This is a genomic window from Streptomyces sp. NRRL F-2580 (assembly GCF_000720115.1).
Lineage (GTDB): Bacteria > Actinomycetota > Actinomycetes > Streptomycetales > Streptomycetaceae > Streptomyces.
The window spans coordinates 34,019-53,409 of record NZ_JOIR01000035.1 but is presented as its reverse complement, the minus strand read 5'-3'; the positions used below and the strand labels follow the sequence as shown (position 1 = coordinate 53,409).

The window sequence follows — 19,391 nt, the reverse complement described above, 5'->3', positions numbered from 1 at the left end:
AGCCAGTAGCCGGGGAACCCCCGACAGGACGGCTGCTGAGCATCTGGAGGCCGAGGACCGACGTGGTCTGGTAGCCGCCGCCGACGGCGAATGTACCGGCGGGGCAAAAGACAACGGCTTGGCCTGTGCCGTTGTTGGAGACGACCGTGCTCTGCGCCCCTGGGCTCGCGCCCTGGTTGCCCTGGAAGCCTTGGTTGCCTTGGAACCCCTGGTTACCTTGGAAGCCTTGGTTGCCCTGGAAGCCCTGGTTGCCCTGGAAGCCCTGGAAGCCCTGGAAGCCCTGGTTGCCCTGGTTGCCTTGGAATCCCTGAGTGCCCTGGGCACCGGGGCCGCCCTGGCTGCCCTGGGCACCGGCACCACCCTGGAACCCCTGATTTCCTTGCGCGCCGACGTTGCCTTGGCTGCCTTGCGCGCCGGTACTGCCCTGGGTGCCCTGCGCGCCCGTAGTTCCCTGGCCGCCCTGTGCGCCGGTGCCGCCTTGGAATCCCTGGCTGCCCTGGGAACCCTGGGTGCCCTCGACTCCGGTGCTGCCTTGGAAGCCCTGATTGCCCTGCATGCCCTGCGCGCCGATGTTGCCTTGGCTGCCTTGCGTGCCGGTGCTGCCCTGGGCGCCTTGCGTGCCGGTGGCTCCTTGGCCGCCCTGCGCGCCGGTGTCGCCCTGGAAGCCCTGGCTTCCCTGGAAACCTTGACTGCCCTGGTCTCCTTGCACACCGGTGCTGCCCTGATTGCCCTGAGTGCCCTGCGCACCGTTACTGCCCTGCGTGCCCTGCGAGCCGGCGCCGCCTTGGGTGCCTTGGGCCCCGGTATCGCCCTGGGTACCCTGCGCGCCGGTGCCGCCCTGAAATCCCTGACTGCCCTGGATCCCCTGGCTGCCTTGTGTGCCGGTGCCGCCCTGGAATCCCTGACTGCCTTGGCTGCCTTGTGTCCCGGTGCCGCCTTGGAACCCTTGACTGCCCTGGACTCCGGCGTCGCCCTGGCTGCCCTGACTTCCCTGCGTTCCCGCATCGCCCTGACTGCCCTGGCTGCCGGCATCACCCTGACTGCCCTGGACTCCCGCGCCGCCCTGGAAACCCTGACTGCCCTGGGCTCCGGTACTGCCCTGGTTCCCCTGCACACCGGCCTCGCCCTGACTGCCCTGACTGCCCTGGAACCCCTGCGTGCCGGGGCTGCCCTGACTGCCCTGCGGCCCGGCTCCCGAACCACCCGGACTGCCCTGCGCACCCTGGAAACCCTGCGGACCAATACCACCCTGGGCACCCTGGACACCAGCGCCGCCCTGCACACCGGGACCACCCTGGAAACCCTGGCTGCCCGCGGTCCCCGGCGTACCCATGTCGCCCTGCGTTCCCTGACTCCCCTGACTCCCGGAACCACCCTGGTTGCCTTGCAGCCCCTGGCTGCCGAGACCACCCTGACTTCCCTGTGTGCCGGTGTCGCCCTGGCTCCCCTGGGTTCCGGTTCCCTGGAACCCTTGTGCGCCGGTGTCGCCCTGGAAACCCTGGCTGCCCTGGGTCCCTTGCGCACCGGTGTCACCCTGGAAGCCCTGGCTGCCCTGCGCGCCTTCCTCGCCTTGGCTGCCCTGGCTGCCCTGCGAGCCGGCGCCGCCCTGGCTGCCCTGGGCTCCGTTGCCGCCCTGGCTTCCCTGGTGGCCCTGGGCTCCGTCGCCGCCTTGGGTGCCTTGGGCACCGGTACCGCCCTGACTGCCCTGCGGCCCGGCACCGCCCTGGCTGCCCTGTTCGCCTTCGTCGCCCTGGTTGCCCTGGCTCCCCTGGCTCCCAGGGCCGCCCTGACTTCCCTGAACTCCCGCACCGCCTTGGCTGCCCTGGCTACCCTGCGGGCCGATATCGCCTTGGGTGCCCTGGGCTCCAGCACCGCCCTGGCTGCCCTGCGGCCCGGCACCGCCTTGGGTGCCCTGGGCTCCGGCGTCGCCCTCGCTGCCCTGGCTGCCCTGGGCTCCAGCACCGCCTTGGCTGCCCTGCGCCCCGGCATCACCCTGGCTCCCCTGGAAACCCTGCGTCCCCATATCGCCCTGGCCGCCCTGGACTCCGGCGTCGCCCTGGCTGCCCTGACTGCCCTGACTGCCGACACCGCCCTGACTGCCCTGGCTGCCGGCATCACCCTGACTGCCCTGGACTCCCGCGCCGCCCTGGAAACCCTGGCTGCCCTGGGCTCCGGTACTGCCCTGGTTCCCCTGCACACCGGCTTCGCCCTGGCTGCCCTGACTGCCCTGGAACCCCTGGGCGCCGGGGCTGCCCTGACTGCCCTGCGGCCCGGCTCCCGAACCACCCGGACTGCCCTGCGCACCCTGGAAACCCTGCGGACCACTACCACCCTGAGCACCCTGGACACCAGCGCCGCCCTGCACACCGGGACCACCCTGGAAACCCTGGCTGCCCGCGATCCCCGGCGTACCCATGTCGCCCTGCGTTCCCTGACTCCCCTGACTCCCGGAACCACCCTGACTTCCCTGGGCTCCGGTACCGCCTTCGCTGCCCTGGCTGCCCTGGACTCCGGTACCGCCCTGGTTGCCCTGCGCCCCGAGACTGCCCTGACTGCCCTGACTGCCGGTGCCGCCTTCGGTGCCCTGACTTCCCTGCGCTCCTAGACCGCCCTGACTGCCCTGACTGCCGGGGCCGCCCTGGAACCCCTGACTGCCCTGCGTTCCCTCGCCACCCTGACTTCCCTGCGCCCCAGCATCGCCCTGACTGCCCTGGCTGCCGGGACCACCCTGACTACCCTGGCTGCCGACATCGCCCTGACTGCCCTGACTTCCCTGCGTTCCCGCCTCACCCTGACTGCCCTGACTGCCGGGACCACCCTGACTGCCCTGGGCTCCGGTATCGCCCTGGCTGCCCTGACTTCCCTGCGTTCCCGCGTCACCCTGACTGCCCTGGCTACCGGGACCACCCTGACTGCCCTGGCTGCCGACATCGCCCTGACTGCCTTCGCCGCCCTGCGGACCGATACCGCCCTGACTGCCCTGCGGGCCGGCGTCGCCTTGGCTTCCCTGAACTCCGGCGCCGCCTTGGAACCCTTGGCTGCCCTGGAATCCCTGACTGCCCTGGTCCCCTTGGGCGCCCGTGCCACCCTGGACTCCCTGGCTGCCCTGACTGCCCTGGAACCCCTGGGTGCCGGGGCTGCCCTGACTGCCCTGCGGCCCGGCTCCCGAACCACCCGGACTGCCCTGCGCACCCTGGAAACCCTGCGGACCGATACCACCCTGAGCACCCTGGACACCAGCGCCGCCCTGCGCACCGGGACCACCCTGAGTGCCAGGGCCGCCCTGGGAACCTGGCGTGCCGGTGTCGCCCTGGAACCCCTGACCGCCTTGGCTTCCCTGGGTTCCGGTCCCGCCTTGATTACCCTGATTTCCCTGACTGCCAAGTCCGCCCTGACTGCCCTGCGAACCCGTACCGCCCTGACTGCCCTGACTCCCGGCACCGCCCTGACTGCCTTGACTGCCCTGAGCCCCGCCGCCGCCCTGGCTTCCCTGCGGGCCGGCGTCCCCCTGACTGCCCTGCGCGCCCAGCCCGCCCTGACTACCCGGACCTCCCTGCGCCCCCGCACCACCCTGACTACCCTGCGAACCCGTACCGCCCTGACTGCCCTGCGGCCCGAAACCGCCCTGGCTGCCCTGACTGCCCTGAGCCCCGCCGCCCCCCTGACTTCCCTGCGGGCCGGCGTCCCCCTGACTGCCCTGCGCGCCCAGCCCGCCCTGACTACCCGGACCTCCCTGCGCCCCCGCGTCGCCCTGACTGCCCTGCGCTCCGGTACCGCCCTGATTGCCCTGCGCCCCGGTAGCGCCCTGGCTGCCCTGCGCTCCGGTGCCGCCCTGGTTTCCTTGGCTGCCCTGCGCTCCGGTACCACCCTGGTTGCCCTGCGCCCCGGCATTGCCCTGGTTGCCCTGACTTCCCTGCGGGCCGGCCCCACCCTGGCTGCCCTGGGACCCAGTGCCTTGAGGACCCTGGCTGCCCTGGGAACCCTGGGATCCCTGACTGCCCTGGGAACCCGCACCCTGAGGGCCCTGAGGGCCCTGACTGCCCTGGGACCCGGCGCCCTGAGAACCCTGACTGCCCTGGGAACCCTGGGATCCCTGACTGCCCTGGGAACCCTGGGACCCGGTGCCCTGAGACCCCTGGCTGCCCTGAGTACCCTGTGCACCCTGACTACCCTGGGCGCCCTGGGAACCCTGGCTGCCCTGGGGACCTTGAGGCCCGTCTGAGCCTGGTGGGTGGGGGTGCGGCCGCGGGTGCTCATGAGGTCCGCCATTGCCGTTCTCATGCCCGCCCGGTCCGTCACCGTCATCCCCGCCCGGCCACGGGGGGCCGGACGGCCCGTCGCCGTCATCCTCGCCCGGCCAAGGGGGGCCGGACGGCCCGTCACTGCCATCCTCGCCCGGCCGAGGCGGGCCGGACGGCCCGTCACTGCCATCCTCGCCCGGCCACGGGGGGCCGGACGGCCCGTCGCCGTCGTCCTCGCCCGGCCGAGGGGGGCCGGACGGTCCGTCACTCTCGTCCTCGTCCGTCCAAGGGGGGCGCGGCTCGAAATCGGCATTTACAGCACCGTTCGGGCCTGGCACACCGATGGAGTAATCAACGGACATGCCCGTCGCGTTGGCGGGAGCGATCATCGACGAACCGAGATCGACAAGCAAGCCAAGAGTTGCCGCCGCGGAGAGCGTAGTGACGGCCCGGACCCACGATCTGCGAAGAGACTGACGCTTCATTGCGGAACCTTCCTGCAGCCCTGAAAAGCCAATACGCAGAGGTGGATAACGGGTCCCATGGGCATGCCACGCCAGCACGCCGGAGGGCCTGAGCCAGAGCCCGAACTGTTGCGCAGCGTGCCAGCATCAGTCTGCACGGCCCCGATTTCACGCCGACGGTTGACCCCAAATGTCGCTGCACTTCATGCGATCGGCGTACAGGCCTGCATTCGGGCTGTTCGGGCCTTCGCTTCTGGGGCCAGTCCGGGGCTGGGCCACCGCCACTGACACCGGACGGCACCACCAGCCGGGCCTGCGAACTGTCAACCACAAGCCGGTGCACGGCAAGAGGAACGCACCCACAGCCGCACGCAGCACGGCGGCGCGCCGCGATCCCAAGCCGCGGCACGTCACTTGCGGGCACCTGTGCGCCTGAACTGCCAGAGAGGCATCGCGCAGTGCAACCTGCCCGCTGACGTGCGGGACGATGGGCTCCTGGCTCTGACAGGTTGGCAGTTGTCAGTCCGCCAGCCCTTGGAGAAGCCATAGGCGGCGTCCGCGGTCACCCACCGGAACGGAATCCTCTCCGCGATCGTCTTCCTCGCCCATGCCGGCGAACGCCGGTCGCACGTTGATCGACCGCCGCTTGTATCTGCCCACGTCATGGACCGATGACCGGGACCGGCGCCGGGCCGCGGGCATCGAGGACACGGTTGTCTTCGAGACGAAAGTGGTCATCGCCCAAGCCATGGTCCGCCGGGCCGCCGGCCGAGCGGACGCCCTTCTTCAGTAACCCGGTGCCGTCCACGGTCAGGACCGCCTCAGGGTCACCGAGATGCTCGACGACGTAGTCGAGGACTTCATCAGCGTCCCAGTCGCACTGGTTCAGCAGCCGGTGCATGCGGTCCGGGCGCGTGGTTGAGGGTCTGGGGGGCGTTGCGTGGGCCGCGTCGACCAGGAGGCGCAGACTTCGTCCCACTCGGCGGTGCCGCGTACGTGCATGAGGATCGTGGTGTTGAGGTCCTCCTGCAGGGCGGGCAGCAGTACAGCGACCGCGGGGAGGTTCGCGCCTTGGCGGTGCCGGTTGATCGCGGCGGCCTGGTCCCGGACCATCTGGACGTCGGCGGGCGGCACGAAGGCCCTGACCGCTCGGGGCAGGCCAGGACCTTCGTATGCCCCGGGGGAGCTGGCGCGGCCCCGACGCCAGAGCGCGGAATCGGGGCCGCGGACTGCACCGGCCCGACGTGGGGGTCCAAACCAGTGCACGCGTCACACGGCCCAACGCACCGCCCGCCCGCAAGGACGCGCTCCGCGTCAACGCAGAACGCCTCCCGCCTCCTGAGAGGACACTCCTCGATCCGGGACTCAGGAGCCGCCTGCGTCGATGTGCGACCTGATGACGTCGGTGATGAACCGGCGGGTGCGGTCAGGGTCGAGGACCTGGGCCTGGAGGCGGTCGTACATCCTGCCGTAGCCCTGCACGTCGGATGGTTTCTCCATGTATAGCTCGCTGGTGAACCGCTCCAGATACACAGCCCCCGCCTCCGGGTTGTCAGCAGACCTCAGGATGGAGAACTGTCCCGACAGGCCCGGGTGAGCCCCCACCGCGTAGGGGCCCATGCCGGGCACAACGAGCTGACAGTCCGACAGTCACACGATCCGCCGGACAGTGCCTAGCCGGAGGTCTGGGCAAGCCTGTGTCGAAAGGGCTTGCCCAGGCTCCCCTAAGGCTTGCCCAGTACTGAGCGCGCCCACAGCGGCCGGGAATGGCCGCTCCCACCGCAGTGCGCGCGGTGTCCCGGGCGTGCTATGCCGGGCGCGCCGATGGTTTCGTCGGCCGCGAGCAGGATCCTGGTCAGCCCCCTCAGGTGGTCATCGTGCAGGGCCAGGTCCTGGCGCTGGCCGACCATGACGTCCAGGGCGATGCCCGGGCCAAGAGTCCGGGAGTCCCAGCTGATGCCGCGGGTGGCAGTGGCGATCATGTCGTGCAGTTCACTCGCGGTCTGCGCCCCGCTCAGCTGTACCCGCGACGCCAGGATGACGTCCGATGCCTGGGCGAAGGACGGGGTGCCCGCGGGCCGGGCGAACGGCCCGCTGGTGACGACCGGGTCGCGATGTGTGCCTGTGAGCCGGGCCATCGCGTGCCACATGTAGTCGCCCGGCCCGTACGGCCAAGCGGCCGCAGCCGCGACGTCGAAGTCCACGCTCTTGTCCTGCTTGTTTCGTCTCATGACTCCGGTGTACGGCCGACGAGGTGGTGTCGGCCGGCTCGGAGCTGCCACCTCCCAGAGGGCGACGCGACAGCCTAGGAGAGCGTCCCGCCCGGCGGGGTGCTGGGCAAGCGGTTCGTGCGGTGGGGCTTGCCCACCAGGGTCCGTGACCGGTCGGCGGGCCGAGTGTGACCGGTCCGTCTCCTGCCATCGGTCAAAACAGCACGTCAGCGCCGTGACCGACCCGTGCAACTCCCGACCGAGCCGGCGACCGGTCATCGGTCAGCCACGGCCTCGCCGAGAAGCCCCGGGCGGACCGTGACCGATGCCGCCGTGTCCCGCTCGATCCGGCCTGGGTGGGCAAGCCGCGGTTCGGGGTGGCTTGCCCAGGCTCCCCTTGGGCTCGCCCAGCACGTGCGGGCCGGTCAGCGACCGACTGCTTCGGGATAGCGGGCGCGGCGCCGGTCCGGGCCGTCTACGCCGATCTCGTACCAGGGCTCGCCGCGCTCAAGCCGGGGCAGAGTGTTCACCCGCACCGCGATCGTGATGCCATGTACAGCGGCAGCGAGCGCTTGGCGGCGGTTGTCGAGCAGGTGCTCCGCTTTTCCCGCCAGGACGACGTGCAGCCGCGGGAAGGTCTTGGAGCGGGTGTAGCGGTGGCACTGCCAGAACGGGTAGGTCCCGCCGATGGTGCTGCGGGCTCCCTCCCAGACGCGGCACCCGGCGTAGCGCTCGTAGTCCCAGACCTCCTTGGCGAGGCGGGCCTGGGACATGCTGCCGTTGCCGAGCTCGAAGAGGCGGACCTCGCTGGTCTTGGTCGGCACGGCGAGGACGGCGTCGATGTTGAAGGACAGGCCGATCTCCTTGATGGCGTGGTTCACCTCCACCTGCCAGTCGGTCAGGTACTTCCCGGCTGCCGAGGACCGTGTCGGTGTAGGCCGCCTCAGCACCCCTTGACCAGGTCGAACCGGTTCTGGCTCAGCTTCTGTGGTGCAGCCACGCTAAGTGACCGGATTGGGTCGCGGGTGACCAATCCCGGTGGCGCGAACGAGCCGTTGGTCAGTCTTCCGCCTCGGCTGCCGACCTCTTGCTAAGGAACTGCTTCGCTGCCTCAACCGCTTCCCTGTTGAGTTCCTCGACGGAGACTCCCCAGCTCTCCTCCCAGGCCTCCAAGTTATGCGCGCAGTGGACGAGGGGTTCCAGTTCCACGGGGTAGCCGAGGTCATAAGCGATGTCTGCCCAGATGAGGTGGGTGCCGGCTGCGGGATCCAGGGATCCGTCGGCGATCTGACCGGCGACCCAATAGGCCATGGCCCACTTCGCGGCCCGAGGGTCAGCGGGCGGGTGGAAGAGCAGTCCCAACTCCTCCAGCACCTGGTCGAAGAGTGCCGGAGCCTCGGGCTCTTCGCTCCGGACGAGACCGGCCAGCATGGCGACGGAGGGACTCTCGACCCCGGCGATGAGCGCGTCCAGCCCAGCCTGGATGAGCCGGTCCGAGCCGACGCGCCTATCGAAGGCCCTCTCGCGCGCGATGTGGCTGAGCTGCTTGAGAGCGTCGTCGCGGGTCATCACAGTCTTCTCGATCGGCCATCTGAGAGAAGGAGACTCGCACATTTCCAGACGATGCTGCCATCGCGTTCCTCCTGCGGGTTTGGTGATCAGGACATGAGAACCCGTTTCCGCAGGAGGGCGAAGCCCGCGCGACCGAACATCTGACGCTTGAGCATTTTGATCCTGTTGACATGTCCTTCGACGACGCCTGAGTTCCAGGGCAAGGTCAGGCCGGCGATGACGGCCTCCCGGTCGCGTTCGAGTCCCGTGGCGAGCGTGTGGAGGCTGGGAAGGTCGTCCTGTCGGACGGCGTCGAGCCAGGCGGGCAGCTGTTCGCCCTGGCGCCCGGTCAGCATGGTCGCGAACGACCGGACGTGGCGGGTGAGGGCGGCGATCTCGGGGCAGTTGGCTGAGATGTTCTTGAGCTGGAGTTGCTCGGGTTCGGCGAGGGTCTCGGGGCGGCGGAGGATCCACCCAGCGACTGAGCGGGGCGAAGGGGGCCGGGCCGCCACCGGACGGGGTGATGTCCGTTTGAGGTGCAGGTAGGCACGGACGCGTCCGTAGCTTCCCCGGTAGCCGAGGGGGACGATCTCCTCCCATAGCTTCCAGGCATTGGTGCAGCCCTCGCTCCAGCGGTCATCAAGGTAGGGCTTGTACTCGTCCAGGACCGAGGACCGGTTCTGCCACTGGCCGGTGAAGAGGTCTTCCGGTCGTGCGGCGTCGGCGAAACGCTGGACGGTGCAGTAGGTCATGCCGAGCTGACGTTGGATCGAGCGCCGGCTGTGCCCGGCCTCGATCAGGGCATGGATCGTGGCGTGCCGGGCTCTGGTGCGATCCGCGTAGCGGCTGCTGGTCGCCCACGGCGAGGTCGCGGGCTCGGCTGCCGGAGCCGGTTCTGTGTCGGGCTGCGGGGCAGCGGGAACGAGTACCTGCAGGCAGCGGCGGTGCTGGGAGACGCTTCGTTCGGCGGCCTCGCGGAGGTTGTGCCACAGGTGCCACCGGTCGGCGACCTGGACCGCCTGGGGCGCGCCGACGGTGGCACCCTCGGCGAAGAAGGGCGCCCGGTCCCGGCAGACCACCTCGATCCCCGGCCGCTTCGCGAGCCAGGCTGCGAGGCTGGCCGATTCCCGGTCGGGCAGCAGGTCGACCGGCCGGCGAGTCTCGACGTCCACCAGGACGGTGCCGTAGTGCCGTCCTTTGCGAGTCGCGTACTCGTCGACACCGACCACCCGCGGGGCGGGCGGCTCCGGTTCCGGCAATGCGTCGACCAGGCGCAGGACCGTACTCCGGCTGACGCCGACGCCGACCATCCGGGCCATCCGGGCACAGGCCCGGCCGGCCAAGGCCAGACCGATGTCGGACAGCACCGAGCGAAGCCGATCCGTCCGCTGGCCGTGGCGACGTGTCAGCCCCGGTATCTGCTCGACGAACGTCCGCCGACCACAGAAGGCATTCGGGCAGGTGAACCGCCGCACTCTCAACCGGAGAACCACACTCCTGCCACCGCTCGGCACGTCAGCAGGAAACCGCAGGTAGGACCCATGAACATGGTCAGACCACGTCCCGCACAACGGACACGACGCGCCCACCGCCGAGCCCTGGACGTCAACGCGCACTATCGCGATATCCACGTCTACCGACAACACCACCACGTCCGCCACCGACGGGAACAGCAGATCCTTCAACCGAACTGCAAGGTCGTCCACGGCTCCGAACTGTCAGCCCAACCACCCGGACGTAGAGCTATTTTCGGGCGACCTGGCCAACACCTGTCACTGCCCCTGCCGTTACTCAACGTGGCCAGACCACAGAACCTGAGCCAGAACCGTCGAACCGACAGCAGATGTGCACCACTTCGGGAGGCACGACGGCCAGCGGTCGTTCGATTTCTGCCGAGGCAGTTTGAGGTACGCAAGGTACCTGCTGAGATTGATCTTGGCCTGATCTGCGACAGCTGCCCGGATGGCGGTGGGTGGGGGGGGTGACGGAAGGTCTCGCGCGCCGGACAGCAGATTCTGGAAGTCCGCGCGAAATCCCCTTGCTCAATGGTCAAGGATCGTTGACCATTGCTCGCATGCCTACCGATGATCTTCCCGAGACGTTTCACGTCACCACGGACGAGCAGTTGCGCGCCGTATCCAATCTCACGCGTCACCGGATCATGGCCGTGCTCCGCTTCGAGCCCGCGACGATCACGCAGATCGCCGAGCGAGTGGGCCTTGCGAAGGGGAGTTCCAGCTACCACGTACGGCTGCTGGAGCGGGCCGGCCTGGTGAAGGTGGTACGGACGCGGAAGGTCCGCGGGGTCACCGAGCGGTATTACGCGATGGCCGCGCGGGCGATCGTGCTGCCGGATCCGGGCGAGGGAGGGCCGGATGTGCTGATGCGGCATGCGGTGGCGGACCTGGAGGCAGCTCCGGTGGACGGCGCACGGCATGTACGGATGGCGCATCTGCGGCTCACCGAGGAGCAGTTCGCGCAGCTGGGGGCGCGGCTGCAGGCACTGGCGGACGAGTACCGGGAGCTGTCCGATCCGTCGCTGCCGGACGCGTCACTCGTCTTCGCACTGTTCCACCCGGCACCGCGCGAGCAGGCCGAGGAGGGCGCCAAGTGACCTCGGACGTTCGGAAGTTGCCGACCGGGTTCGGACGGCTGTGGACTGCGCAGACGGTGTCCTCGCTCGGTGACGGGGTGACGCACGCCGCGCTGCCTCTGCTCGCGTTGACGTTGACGCGGGATCCGATGGCGCTCGCCGTCGTCACGGCCGCCGGAACGCTGCCGTGGCTGCTCTTCGGGGTGCTCGGCGGTGCGCTGGTGGACCGCTGGGACCGCCGGCGCACGATGTGGGTCGCGGACGCGTCCCGTGCGGTGCTGCTCGCGATACCGGCGGCAGCGGCCGCGCTCGACGTGCTGAGCATTCCGCTGCTCGCTGCCGTCGCCTTCCTCCTCGGCCTCGGCGGACTCTTCTTCGACACGGCCGCCACGGCCTATCTACCGGATCTGCTCGGCCGTAACCCCGCGCTCCTGGAGCGCGCCAACTCCCGCCTGCGCGGCGCCCAGACCGCCGCGTCCGGCTTCGCCGGACCGCCCGCGGGCAGTGCCCTGCTCGCGCTCGGACGGGCCATTCCGCTGCTCGCCGACGCGGTCTCGTTCGCGCTCAGCGCACTGCTCGTACGGTCACTTCCCGCCACGCCCCGGCCCGTACCGCAGGTCCGTGAGTCGCTGCTTCGGCAGGCGCGGGCCGGCGCCTCCTACGTATTCCGGGACCGGCTGCTGCTCGGACTCGCGCTCCGCCCGGCGGTCGGGAACGTCGCCTTCCTCGCTGTGGAGACCGTACTCGCCCTCTTCGCGCACGACCGCCTCGGCATCGACACCTACGGCTTCGGCCTGCTCCTCACCGCGGAGGCCACCGGCGGTCTGCTCGGTGCAGGCATCGCCTCCTACCTTGGCCGACGACTCGGCACCGGCACCGCACTGACCTGCACAGCCGCCCTCGAAGGGCTTGCCATCCTGGGCCTTGCCGCTGCCCCGAACCCGTACGTGGCCGGGCTGGCGCTCGCCGTCTGCGGGGCCGGCATGGGCGCCACGATGGTGCTCGGGCCCTCCCTCCGGCAGGCGATCGTCCCCGCCCACCTCATGGGCCGGGTCGCCTCCACCTCCCGCATGCTCGCCATGTGCGCCGCCCCCATCGGGGCCTTCCTCGGCGGCTGGCTGGCCACCACGTACGACATCCGCACCCCGCTCTACGCTGCCGCCGGCCTCCTCCTGGCGATGACGGCCATCACGGCATCCATGACCAGCAACCGCCGGGTCGAAGCGGCGCTGCGTGCCGCCGACCCGGCCGGCGGCCCGGATCACCCGGCATCCAAGGATCCCTCCCCGGCGAGTGCACCTGACGTGTTGTGACGCCTGCCGCGAAGGCCTCACAACGATGTCACGAGGCTCAAGCAGTCCGGGGCTCACGCAGGTGCCTGCCGAAGTGGGGCTCTGGCACACATTCTGTGGTCGGTGACGCTGCGTGGTAATCCATGGGAGCCGGCGGTGGTGTGCCCTCGGAACGGGGCGGAGCGAATGGCGCTCGCAGACAGGGCCGATGGCGCGATACGTATCTTTCGGCGGCCTCACCGAGGTTGCGCCAGAGATGGAAGCGGTCTGCGACCTGCACCGCGGTGGGTGCTCCGGTGCTAGCGCCTTCGGCGAAGAACGGAGCGCGGTCGCGGCAGATCACCTCGATCCCGGGGCGCTCGGCAAGCCATGCGGCGACGCTGGCCGCTTCACGGTCGGGCAGCAGATCTACGAATTTGCGGGTTTCGACGTCGACCAGCACCGTCCCGTAGATACGGCCTCTGCGCATCGCATACTCGTCGATGCGCACTACTCGCGGGGCCTTCGGCTGAGGGTCAGGCATCGCATGGAACAGTCGTAGCACCGTGCTGCGGCTGACGGCGATGCCGAGCGTACCCGCAAGGCGGGCGCCGGCGCGGCCGGCCAACGCGAGGCCCACCTCAGCCCAGGTGGAACGCAGCCGCTCGGTCAATATGCCATGGCGGCGGGTCAGGCCTGGTACCTGCTCAACGAAGGTCCGCCGTCGGCACCCAGGGTCAGCGCGGCGCGCGGCAGCCGAGGTGGGCCGCACGGCAGACCACGCACCCCGCTTCGCCGAGGACGACCTGCGCGAAGCGGAACCGGCCCCACTGCCGCACTTCACGCAGTGCGCTCCCCACGGCTGACGAGGGCCGGGGAACCTCTCGGTCGGCGCGAGCCCGGCCTTCCGCATCAGGCGCCTCGCCTTCTCCTCGCTGCGGGGGCCCGGCAATCAAGGCATGGACTTCCTGCGCGCGTTCCTGCTCGGAGCGTCTGCGGCGGTCCCGTTCGTTCTCTGTGGTGGCGCGCACCCTCTTCCATGCCTCCATCCACGCCGGGCGTTTGTGCACGGCGAGGTCACAGGCGACGAGGTAGGCCTCCATCCGCTCGCGGGTCTGGGGAATGAGCCGGCGGCGGATGATCCGATGCAGTGTGGAGCGTGAGAGGCGCTCGGTGTCCGGAGACAGCTCGGTGCGGCGCTGCATCCCCCCTCAGCGAGGGCGCGCCGGCCCGTTCGTGGAGGCCGGCGCGGACTGCACCGAGGTCCGCTTCGTCCCGGGCCATGTTCAGACGCGGTGCGTCGGAGGAGTAGGCGCCGCTCGCACGGCGCACCTTCTCCATCTGCGCCTGGTGCCATGTGTACGTGTGGGCCGACGGCGTCCATCCCAAGGTCAGGCTCGGCCAGGCCCACTCCTGCGTCCTGGTCCTCATGAAGCGTCCGTGCGGATGGCCGCAAGGAGCTGATCGCGCTCGCCGAGGGACTGCGGGAGTCGACCGAGTCCTGGGCCGACCTGCTGCGCGACTGCCGCCGGCGCGGCATGCGCGACCCCGCGCTCGTGGCCGGGGATGGCGCGATGGGCCTGTGGAATGCCCTCGCGGAGGTGTTCCCCGAGGCCCGGCATCACAAGTGCTGGGTGCACAAGGTCCGTAATGCCATGAACGCGTTGCCGAAGTCCGAGCAGCCCGGAGTGAGGAAGGCCATGCAGGAGATCTACAGCGCCGAGGACCGCGCGCATGGCGAGAAGGCCGTCAAGGACTTCGCGAAGGCTTACGGGGCGAAGTGGCCCAAGGCCGTCAAGAAAACACCGACGATACCGAGGAGCTGCTGGCGTTCTACGACTTCCCCGCCGAACACTCGATCCACCTGAGCACCACAAATCCTATCGAATCGACCCTTCTCCACGGTGAAGCTCCGGACCAAGGTCATCCGCGGCGCGGGTAGCCCGGCCGCCGCCCTGGCGATGGTCTTCAAGCTCGCCGAGTCCGCCCAGGCCCGTCGGCGGGCGATCACCGCACCCCAGCTCGTCGCCCTCGTCCGAGCCGGAGCCCGCTTCGAACGGGGCGTCCTGGTCGAACGACCCGAGGCCCGAGCGGCATGAACACCACCACCTGGCGCTGGTCGGAAAAATCGGTGGCAGGTCCGGCCACCCCATGGTGAAGATCGCGGCATGGCCAGCTTCCTGGAGACCGACCGGCTCGTCCTGCGCGCGTTCACGGCGGCCGACACCGACCACCTGCTCGCCCTGGACAACGACCCCGACGTCATGCGCTTCATCAACGGTGGCCGCCCCGCCAGCCGCCAGGCGATCGAGACGCGGACCCTGCCGCGACTCCTGCACGATTACCCGTGCTGGGAGACCCGCGGTCACTGGGCCGCGCAGGAGAAGACCACCGGCACCTTCCTGGGCTGGTTCGAGTTCCGGCCGTTGGAGGAGCACAGCACCGCCGTGGTCGAACTCGGCTACCGGTTGAACCAGGCGGCATGGGGACGCGGTTACGCCACCGAGGGATCCCGCGCCCTGATCCAGAGGGGGTTCACGGACATGGAGGTCGAGCGGGTCACGGCGAACACGATGGCCGTCAACACCCGTTCCCGTCGCGTCATGGAGAAATCGGGCCTATTCTTCGTCCGCAACTTCACCGGGGACTGGCCGGAGGCGATCGAGGGCTCCGAGCACGGTGAAGTCGAGTACGAACTCACCCGGACCGAGTGGGAACAGGCTCGATAGACGCCAACAGCCCAATCCACAACTCTTGACAATGACTCGCCCATCGGCTGCTGCTACTCCTGCGGAGCGGTGGTCAGCGCTGCGCGGATGGCTTGTCCTATGCGTCCGAGGAGCCTGCCTGACTTCAGGCGCACTGTGGTCACGGCGGTGATTCCTGCACCGGCGAGGAGGGCCAGGACGTCGGTCACTGGCATGCCTTTGGCCGCGAGAGCTGCAGCGGAGATGATGAAGGCGATGACGATTCCGGCGTCGCTGCGGCCGCTGCTGCTAGTGGGCTCAGCGGTTGAGAGGTGGGTGCGGGCATCGGCCCGTAAAGGCGTGGGGGTCACCACGGTTCGTTCCTTTGGGTCTTGGAGTGTCCGGCCCCGAGGGAACCGGACACCGGTGCGACGCGGGAATCCCGATGGCTCCAACACGGTGAAACGGTCACGGGTGGATGGCGCCACCCGCGATCGAGAGAATCGTGCCCCCCTGAACGTGCTCCGGTGCACGCCGGAGCGAGTTGGCTACTGTACTGTCCCAGGCGAGAATTGATGGGTCGTACTGCGGTGCGATTACTGAGCTTTTCGGGTTGTCGTCGGCGAGTGACGGTTCATGATCCCTGCGGTATGCCGGTGGTATGCGTTATCCGGAGGGTGGGGGCCTGACCGCTGAGCGTCGGGCGTTTCGTGAGGGGATCCGGCTTCAGGCCGGTGAACGGTTCGCGGCGGGTGAGAAGACCGCGGTCATCGCGAAAGACCTGCGGGTGAGTGTCCGGTCGGTGGACCGGTGGCGTCGCGCCTGGCGCGAGGGCGGCATGGAGAGCCTGTGCTCGGCGGGTCCGGCGAACTCCCCGACCATCACCGATACCCAGTTCGCGGTGCTCGAGGGGGAACTCGGCAAAGGCCCGTCTGCGCGAGGGTTCGAAGACGAACGCTGGACCCTGGCCCGGGTCCAGACGCTGATCGGCCGGCATCTTCGGGTGAGCCTGTCGGTGGCGACGGTGTGGCGGCTGCTGAAACGACACAGCTGGTCCTGGCAGGCACCCGCCCGCAGAGCCCCCGAGCGGGACGAGCACTCGGTGGAGTTGTGGAAGAAGGAGGTGTGGCCTTGGGTAAAAGCCTCGCGGCGGCATCCGGTGCCTGGATCGCCTTCGACGACCAGGCCGGCTTCTCCATGACGCCGCCCCGCGCCCGCACCCGGGGCCGACGCGGGCACACCCCCATCATCCGCGTCCGTGGCAGGTCCCGCCGCACCCTCCATTCACCGCCCCGGCACCCATCTCCTCCTCAAGGGCGCACGCAAGAGCTTCTCCTGGAAGGACTACCGCGACCTGCTGGTGCTGGGCACACATCCAGCTCCGCGGCCCGATCGTGGTGGTCTGGGACAACCTCAACACCCATCTGGCCGCCGGGCTGAGCGGACCCGCATGATCACGTATGGCGCGTATGGGGCCGGCTCTTGGCGTATCCGCAGCGGGACTCCGATCGGCGAGATGACCTTCGTCAAGGTCCGCGACTTCACCAGCGACCCCGCCTGGGAAGCCGCCGACGCACACGACGGAGACATCGAGAAGATCGTCTCGGTGTGCACCGACCCCGCCTACGCGATGATCCGGGCCCGGCGCCCTGACCACGCCGTTCCAAGCGACGTCAGGTAGCCGGTCTGCAGGACGCAGGCGCTCTCGTAACTCGCCAACAAGCCACGGAGCAGCGAGTCGAACACGGAGACGTCGTGGTCGTCTATGTGATGGCGCTCTCGGAAAACGGCCAGGGCCGCTCGCGTTCCTCGGGTGGTTGTCCCAGCAAGGGGCGATCGTCCGCGTTGGTGGGACTGGGGCCGGGCGGACGCCTACATCTGCTCGAAGTGGAAGGAGCGGATGAAGCAGTCTCGCGGCTGGCCGATCGCGAACAGGACGCAGTCGAGCACGGATTGAGCGGTCAGCGGGTCGCCTGCAGTTCGGGAAGCCTGATCCCAGGTGAGGTGGAGTGGGTCGCCGTCCGTGAAGTCCGGCGGGTAGAGCGAGATGACGCGGATGCCCTCGGGGCGGAGCCGTCGGGAGAGGATGTCGGCGAAGCCGGCCTGGGCGGCTTTGGCGGCGTAGAACGCGGGGTGTGCCTGGGAGCGGTGGTTGCGGGTTTCCGCGACCGAGGAGACCAGGTTGACCACGTCCGCGCCGGCAGAGGCGCGTAGCAGCGGCAGGAGGCGTTTGACCGTCAGCAGTGTGCCGGTGGCTCCGGAAGCGATGGTGTCGGTGATCGCCTCATCGTCGGCGTCCCACAGATCGGCACCTTCCAGGTAGCGAGCGCCATTGTTGATCAACACATCCACCTGGTCGGCGTGGGTGGTGATTCCCTCCGCGAAGGCCCGTATGGAGGCTGGGTCGGCCAGATCACAGGCGAACGCTTCAGCTTTCGCCCCGGAGTCGGTCGCCACCGCATCAGCCACTCTCTGTGCTGCAACCAGAGAACGCGCGGACACGAACACGCGCGCACCCAATCGACCTGCCTTCAAGGCCGACGCTCGGCCCAACCCACGCCCGGCCCCGGTCACCACTATCGTGCGCCCAGTGAGATCCACGCGCACACCTCCTTCTGATCTGCGTAGCCACTGACGCTAGTCAGCAAGATCGGAAGGCACATGGGGCTGTGGCCCTACGTCCCTTGACGGATATCCATGTCCGTCTCGGATGGCGGGCGTTAGGCGCGCATGTACTGGGCAACGAGGGTGTTCAGCAGGGTGGTGAACTCGGTGATGGTCAGCGACAGGGTGGGCTCAGGCGTGCTCGGGGCGATGCCGTACGGGACGGCTGGCAGCTGCCACAGGTCGAAGGCCTCCCCGTGCACGGCAAGCAGCTGCCGGGTGAAGTCTTCAGCGATGCGGGTGTCGGTGGCGAGCGGTCCGAGATACACGCTCAGGGGGCCAGTACGTCCAGTTCCTCCAGCGCGCCCATCGCGATCTGCCGGGTCAGCGCCTCGGCGCGGGCCGCGTCTCCCTCCCGTACCGCCTCGGCCACCTGGACGTGGAGGGTGACGGCCGCCGGGTCGGGGTCGTGGAACATCACCGCGTGTTCGGTGCGTCCGGTCAGGACCTCCGCGACCACGTCCCCGAGCCGGGCGAACATCTCGTTGCCGGAGGCGTTCAGCACGACGCGGTGGAACGCGATGTCGTGGTGCAGGTAGCCCTCGAGCTGGTGGCCGCGCGAGGTCCGGACCATCCCGAGGGCCGCCTCGGTGAGTTCGGCGCACTGCTCGGGGGTGGCCAGGGTCGCGGCGAGCCCGGCCGCGACCGGCTCGATCGCGGAGCGCAGCACCGTGAGGGACCGCAGCTGCCGGGGGCGGTCGGTGCCCGCCAGCCGCCAGCGGATCACGCGCGGGTCGTAGACGTTCCACTCGTCGGTGGGACGGACGGTCACGCCGACCCGACGGCGGGACTCGACCAGGTGCATGGACTCCAGGACGCGGACGACCTCCCGTACCACCGTGCGGGAGGCCTCGAAGCGTTGGGCGATCTCGTCCGTGCGCAGGACGCTGCCCGGCGGGTACTCCCCCGCCGTGATCGCGAGCCCGAGGGTGTCCAGCACGTGGGAGTGGAGCCCCTGCCCAGGACTGCCTTCGGTGGTCATGGCGTAAGCGTACGGTCACACCCCCGTCGGCAAAAGATGCGATGTATGCCACTCGACTCTTGAATAAGTACTACTTAATGCGCTTCAGTGGTGCCGCACGAACCGATGTCGACGAGGACAGCGAGGTAGGCGTGAGCACCCAGCGCGTCATTGTGGTGATGGGCGTGGCCGGCACGGGCAAGACGACCGTGGGCCGGCTGCTCGCGACGGCGCTCGGCCTTCCGTACGCGGAGGGCGACGCGTTCCACCCGGCGGCCAACGTCGCCAAGATGTCGGCCGGCACCCCCCTGGACGACGCGGACCGCCGGCCGTGGCTCGACGCCATCGGCCAGTGGATCCGCGACTGCGCCGGGCTGCGGGGCGGCGTGGTCGCCGCCTCCTCGCTCAAGCGCGCCTACCGCGACCGGCTGCGGGCCGCGGCCCCCGGAGCGGTCTTCGTCCACCTCACCGGTGAACGTCCGCTGATCGAGGAGCGGATGGCGGCCCGCAAGGGCCACTTCATGCCCACCACCCTGCTGGACTCGCAGTTCGCCACCCTGGAGCCGCTCCAGGACGACGAAGCTGGTGCCGTCGTCGAGGTGTCCGGGTCCCCCGAAGAGATCACCGAACGCGCCCTGGCCGCCCTGCGCCGGCTCGGCCCGGCCGAAGACGGCACCGCCGCACACGACACCGCCGCACACGGCACGTCCTCGAACCACTCCCCCCGGAACTAAGGAAGAAACGTCACC

At 69.5% G+C, this 19,391-nt stretch carries 18 protein-coding genes and 3 pseudogenes; 9 read left to right on the top strand and 12 right to left on the bottom strand.

All coding sequences use genetic code 11. The features are described from left to right. Nucleotides 1-226 precede the first annotated feature (226 nt). The gene (locus IF88_RS48435; protein WP_234323753.1) at nt 227-2,605 is read left to right on the top strand and encodes a hypothetical protein; all 2,379 of its coding nucleotides are present in this window, start codon (nt 227-229) and stop codon (nt 2,603-2,605) included. Between the two features lie 2,694 nt (nt 2,606-5,299). Beyond that, nucleotides 5,300-5,468 (top strand): annotated as a pseudogene (locus IF88_RS0130560) (transposase); the annotation flags it as partial. 122 nt (nt 5,469-5,590) lie between these two features. Here the strand turns inward: IF88_RS0130560 and IF88_RS47425 are convergent. From IF88_RS47425 to IF88_RS0130530, 6 genes are all read right to left on the bottom strand, one after another. Then, entirely contained in the window at nt 5,591-5,839 is a 249-nt protein-coding gene (locus IF88_RS47425) for a hypothetical protein (RefSeq protein ID WP_030719663.1), read from the bottom strand. A 231-nt stretch (nt 5,840-6,070) separates the two neighbouring features. Continuing rightward, nucleotides 6,071-6,325, bottom strand: coding sequence for a Scr1 family TA system antitoxin-like transcriptional regulator (locus tag IF88_RS48430; protein ID WP_324617217.1), 255 nt, complete (start codon nt 6,323-6,325; stop codon nt 6,071-6,073). Between the two features lie 104 nt (nt 6,326-6,429). After that, nucleotides 6,430-6,936 carry a hypothetical protein gene (locus IF88_RS0130545; protein ID WP_030719659.1) on the bottom strand — a complete coding sequence of 169 codons (507 nt, stop codon included), beginning with the start codon at nt 6,934-6,936 and terminating at the stop codon, nt 6,430-6,432. Between the two features lie 404 nt (nt 6,937-7,340). Continuing rightward, nucleotides 7,341-7,802 (bottom strand): replication-relaxation family protein, encoded by a 462-nt coding sequence (locus IF88_RS0130540; protein WP_234323752.1) that lies wholly within the window; start codon nt 7,800-7,802, stop codon nt 7,341-7,343. A gap of 172 nt (nt 7,803-7,974) precedes the next feature. Then, nucleotides 7,975-8,484: a hypothetical protein gene (locus IF88_RS0130535; RefSeq protein WP_037807635.1), complete on the bottom strand. Its 510-nt coding sequence runs from the start codon at nt 8,482-8,484 to the stop codon at nt 7,975-7,977. 89 nt (nt 8,485-8,573) lie between these two features. Next, nucleotides 8,574-10,172 carry an ISL3 family transposase gene (locus tag IF88_RS0130530; protein WP_030719650.1) on the bottom strand — a complete coding sequence of 533 codons (1,599 nt, stop codon included), beginning with the start codon at nt 10,170-10,172 and terminating at the stop codon, nt 8,574-8,576. A gap of 368 nt (nt 10,173-10,540) precedes the next feature. On the opposite strand from IF88_RS0130530, the gene IF88_RS0130525 reads away from it, so the two are divergent. Further along, nucleotides 10,541-11,080 carry an ArsR/SmtB family transcription factor gene (locus tag IF88_RS0130525; protein WP_030719647.1) on the top strand — a complete coding sequence of 180 codons (540 nt, stop codon included), beginning with the start codon at nt 10,541-10,543 and terminating at the stop codon, nt 11,078-11,080. Then, entirely contained in the window at nt 11,077-12,372 is a 1,296-nt protein-coding gene (locus tag IF88_RS0130520) for an MFS transporter (RefSeq protein ID WP_030719644.1), read from the top strand. The genes IF88_RS0130525 and IF88_RS0130520 overlap by 4 nt, the downstream gene beginning before the upstream one ends. A 37-nt stretch (nt 12,373-12,409) precedes the next feature. On the opposite strand, the gene IF88_RS44335 is transcribed toward IF88_RS0130520, so the two are convergent. Continuing rightward, a complete protein-coding gene (locus IF88_RS44335) occupies nt 12,410-13,003 on the bottom strand; it encodes a transposase (protein ID WP_234323751.1) in 594 nt (197 codons plus the stop codon). A 64-nt stretch (nt 13,004-13,067) separates the two neighbouring features. Further along, a complete protein-coding gene (locus IF88_RS0130510) occupies nt 13,068-13,535 on the bottom strand; it encodes a hypothetical protein (protein WP_030719638.1) in 468 nt (155 codons plus the stop codon). Nucleotides 13,536-13,684: 149 nt separating this feature from the next. Here IF88_RS0130510 and IF88_RS41080 point away from each other — a divergent pair. Further along, nucleotides 13,685-14,429: pseudogene (locus IF88_RS41080) on the top strand (IS256 family transposase); the annotation flags it as partial. 69 nt (nt 14,430-14,498) lie between these two features. After that, nucleotides 14,499-15,059 (top strand): GNAT family N-acetyltransferase, encoded by a 561-nt coding sequence (locus IF88_RS0130500; RefSeq protein ID WP_030719635.1) that lies wholly within the window; start codon nt 14,499-14,501, stop codon nt 15,057-15,059. A 53-nt stretch (nt 15,060-15,112) separates the two neighbouring features. Here IF88_RS0130500 and IF88_RS0130495 read toward each other — a convergent pair whose 3' ends face one another. Further along, nucleotides 15,113-15,391 carry a hypothetical protein gene (locus tag IF88_RS0130495; RefSeq protein ID WP_030719633.1) on the bottom strand — a complete coding sequence of 93 codons (279 nt, stop codon included), beginning with the start codon at nt 15,389-15,391 and terminating at the stop codon, nt 15,113-15,115. Between the two features lie 287 nt (nt 15,392-15,678). Here IF88_RS0130495 and IF88_RS0130490 point away from each other — a divergent pair. Both IF88_RS0130490 and IF88_RS46815 read left to right on the top strand, forming a co-directional pair. Next, a pseudogene (locus IF88_RS0130490) lies at nt 15,679-16,456 on the top strand (IS630 family transposase); the annotation flags it as partial. Between the two features lie 77 nt (nt 16,457-16,533). After that, nucleotides 16,534-16,698: a hypothetical protein gene (locus IF88_RS46815; protein WP_158754667.1), complete on the top strand. Its 165-nt coding sequence runs from the start codon at nt 16,534-16,536 to the stop codon at nt 16,696-16,698. Between the two features lie 191 nt (nt 16,699-16,889). On the opposite strand, the gene IF88_RS0130480 is transcribed toward IF88_RS46815, so the two are convergent. From IF88_RS0130480 to IF88_RS0130470, 3 genes are all read right to left on the bottom strand, one after another. Next, nucleotides 16,890-17,618 carry an SDR family oxidoreductase gene (locus IF88_RS0130480; RefSeq protein WP_107050665.1) on the bottom strand — a complete coding sequence of 243 codons (729 nt, stop codon included), beginning with the start codon at nt 17,616-17,618 and terminating at the stop codon, nt 16,890-16,892. Nucleotides 17,619-17,737: 119 nt separating this feature from the next. Then, nucleotides 17,738-17,950 carry a hypothetical protein gene (locus IF88_RS0130475; RefSeq protein WP_030719624.1) on the bottom strand — a complete coding sequence of 71 codons (213 nt, stop codon included), beginning with the start codon at nt 17,948-17,950 and terminating at the stop codon, nt 17,738-17,740. A 2-nt stretch (nt 17,951-17,952) separates the two neighbouring features. Continuing rightward, on the bottom strand, nt 17,953-18,663 hold the full coding sequence (locus IF88_RS0130470) for a FadR/GntR family transcriptional regulator (protein ID WP_037807611.1): 711 nt from the start codon (nt 18,661-18,663) through the stop codon (nt 17,953-17,955). A gap of 131 nt (nt 18,664-18,794) precedes the next feature. Between IF88_RS0130470 and IF88_RS0130465 the strand changes: the two genes are divergently transcribed. After that, nucleotides 18,795-19,376 carry a gluconokinase gene (locus tag IF88_RS0130465; RefSeq protein ID WP_078893256.1) on the top strand — a complete coding sequence of 194 codons (582 nt, stop codon included), beginning with the start codon at nt 18,795-18,797 and terminating at the stop codon, nt 19,374-19,376. Nucleotides 19,377-19,391 lie beyond the last annotated feature (15 nt).

Coding starts and splice junctions, on each gene's coding strand:
- IF88_RS48430 (WP_324617217.1), bottom strand. CDS start 6,325: ATGGGCCCCTACGCGGTGGGGGCTCACCCGGGCCTGTCGGGACAGTTC.
- IF88_RS0130545 (WP_030719659.1), bottom strand. CDS start 6,936: ATGAGACGAAACAAGCAGGACAAGAGCGTGGACTTCGACGTCGCGGCT.
- IF88_RS0130535 (WP_037807635.1), bottom strand. CDS start 8,484: ATGACCCGCGACGACGCTCTCAAGCAGCTCAGCCACATCGCGCGCGAG.
- IF88_RS0130525 (WP_030719647.1), top strand. CDS start 10,541: ATGCCTACCGATGATCTTCCCGAGACGTTTCACGTCACCACGGACGAG.
- IF88_RS0130510 (WP_030719638.1), bottom strand. CDS start 13,535: ATGCAGCGCCGCACCGAGCTGTCTCCGGACACCGAGCGCCTCTCACGC.
- IF88_RS0130500 (WP_030719635.1), top strand. CDS start 14,499: ATGGCCAGCTTCCTGGAGACCGACCGGCTCGTCCTGCGCGCGTTCACG.
- IF88_RS46815 (WP_158754667.1), top strand. CDS start 16,534: ATGACCTTCGTCAAGGTCCGCGACTTCACCAGCGACCCCGCCTGGGAA.
- IF88_RS0130470 (WP_037807611.1), bottom strand. CDS start 18,663: ATGACCACCGAAGGCAGTCCTGGGCAGGGGCTCCACTCCCACGTGCTG.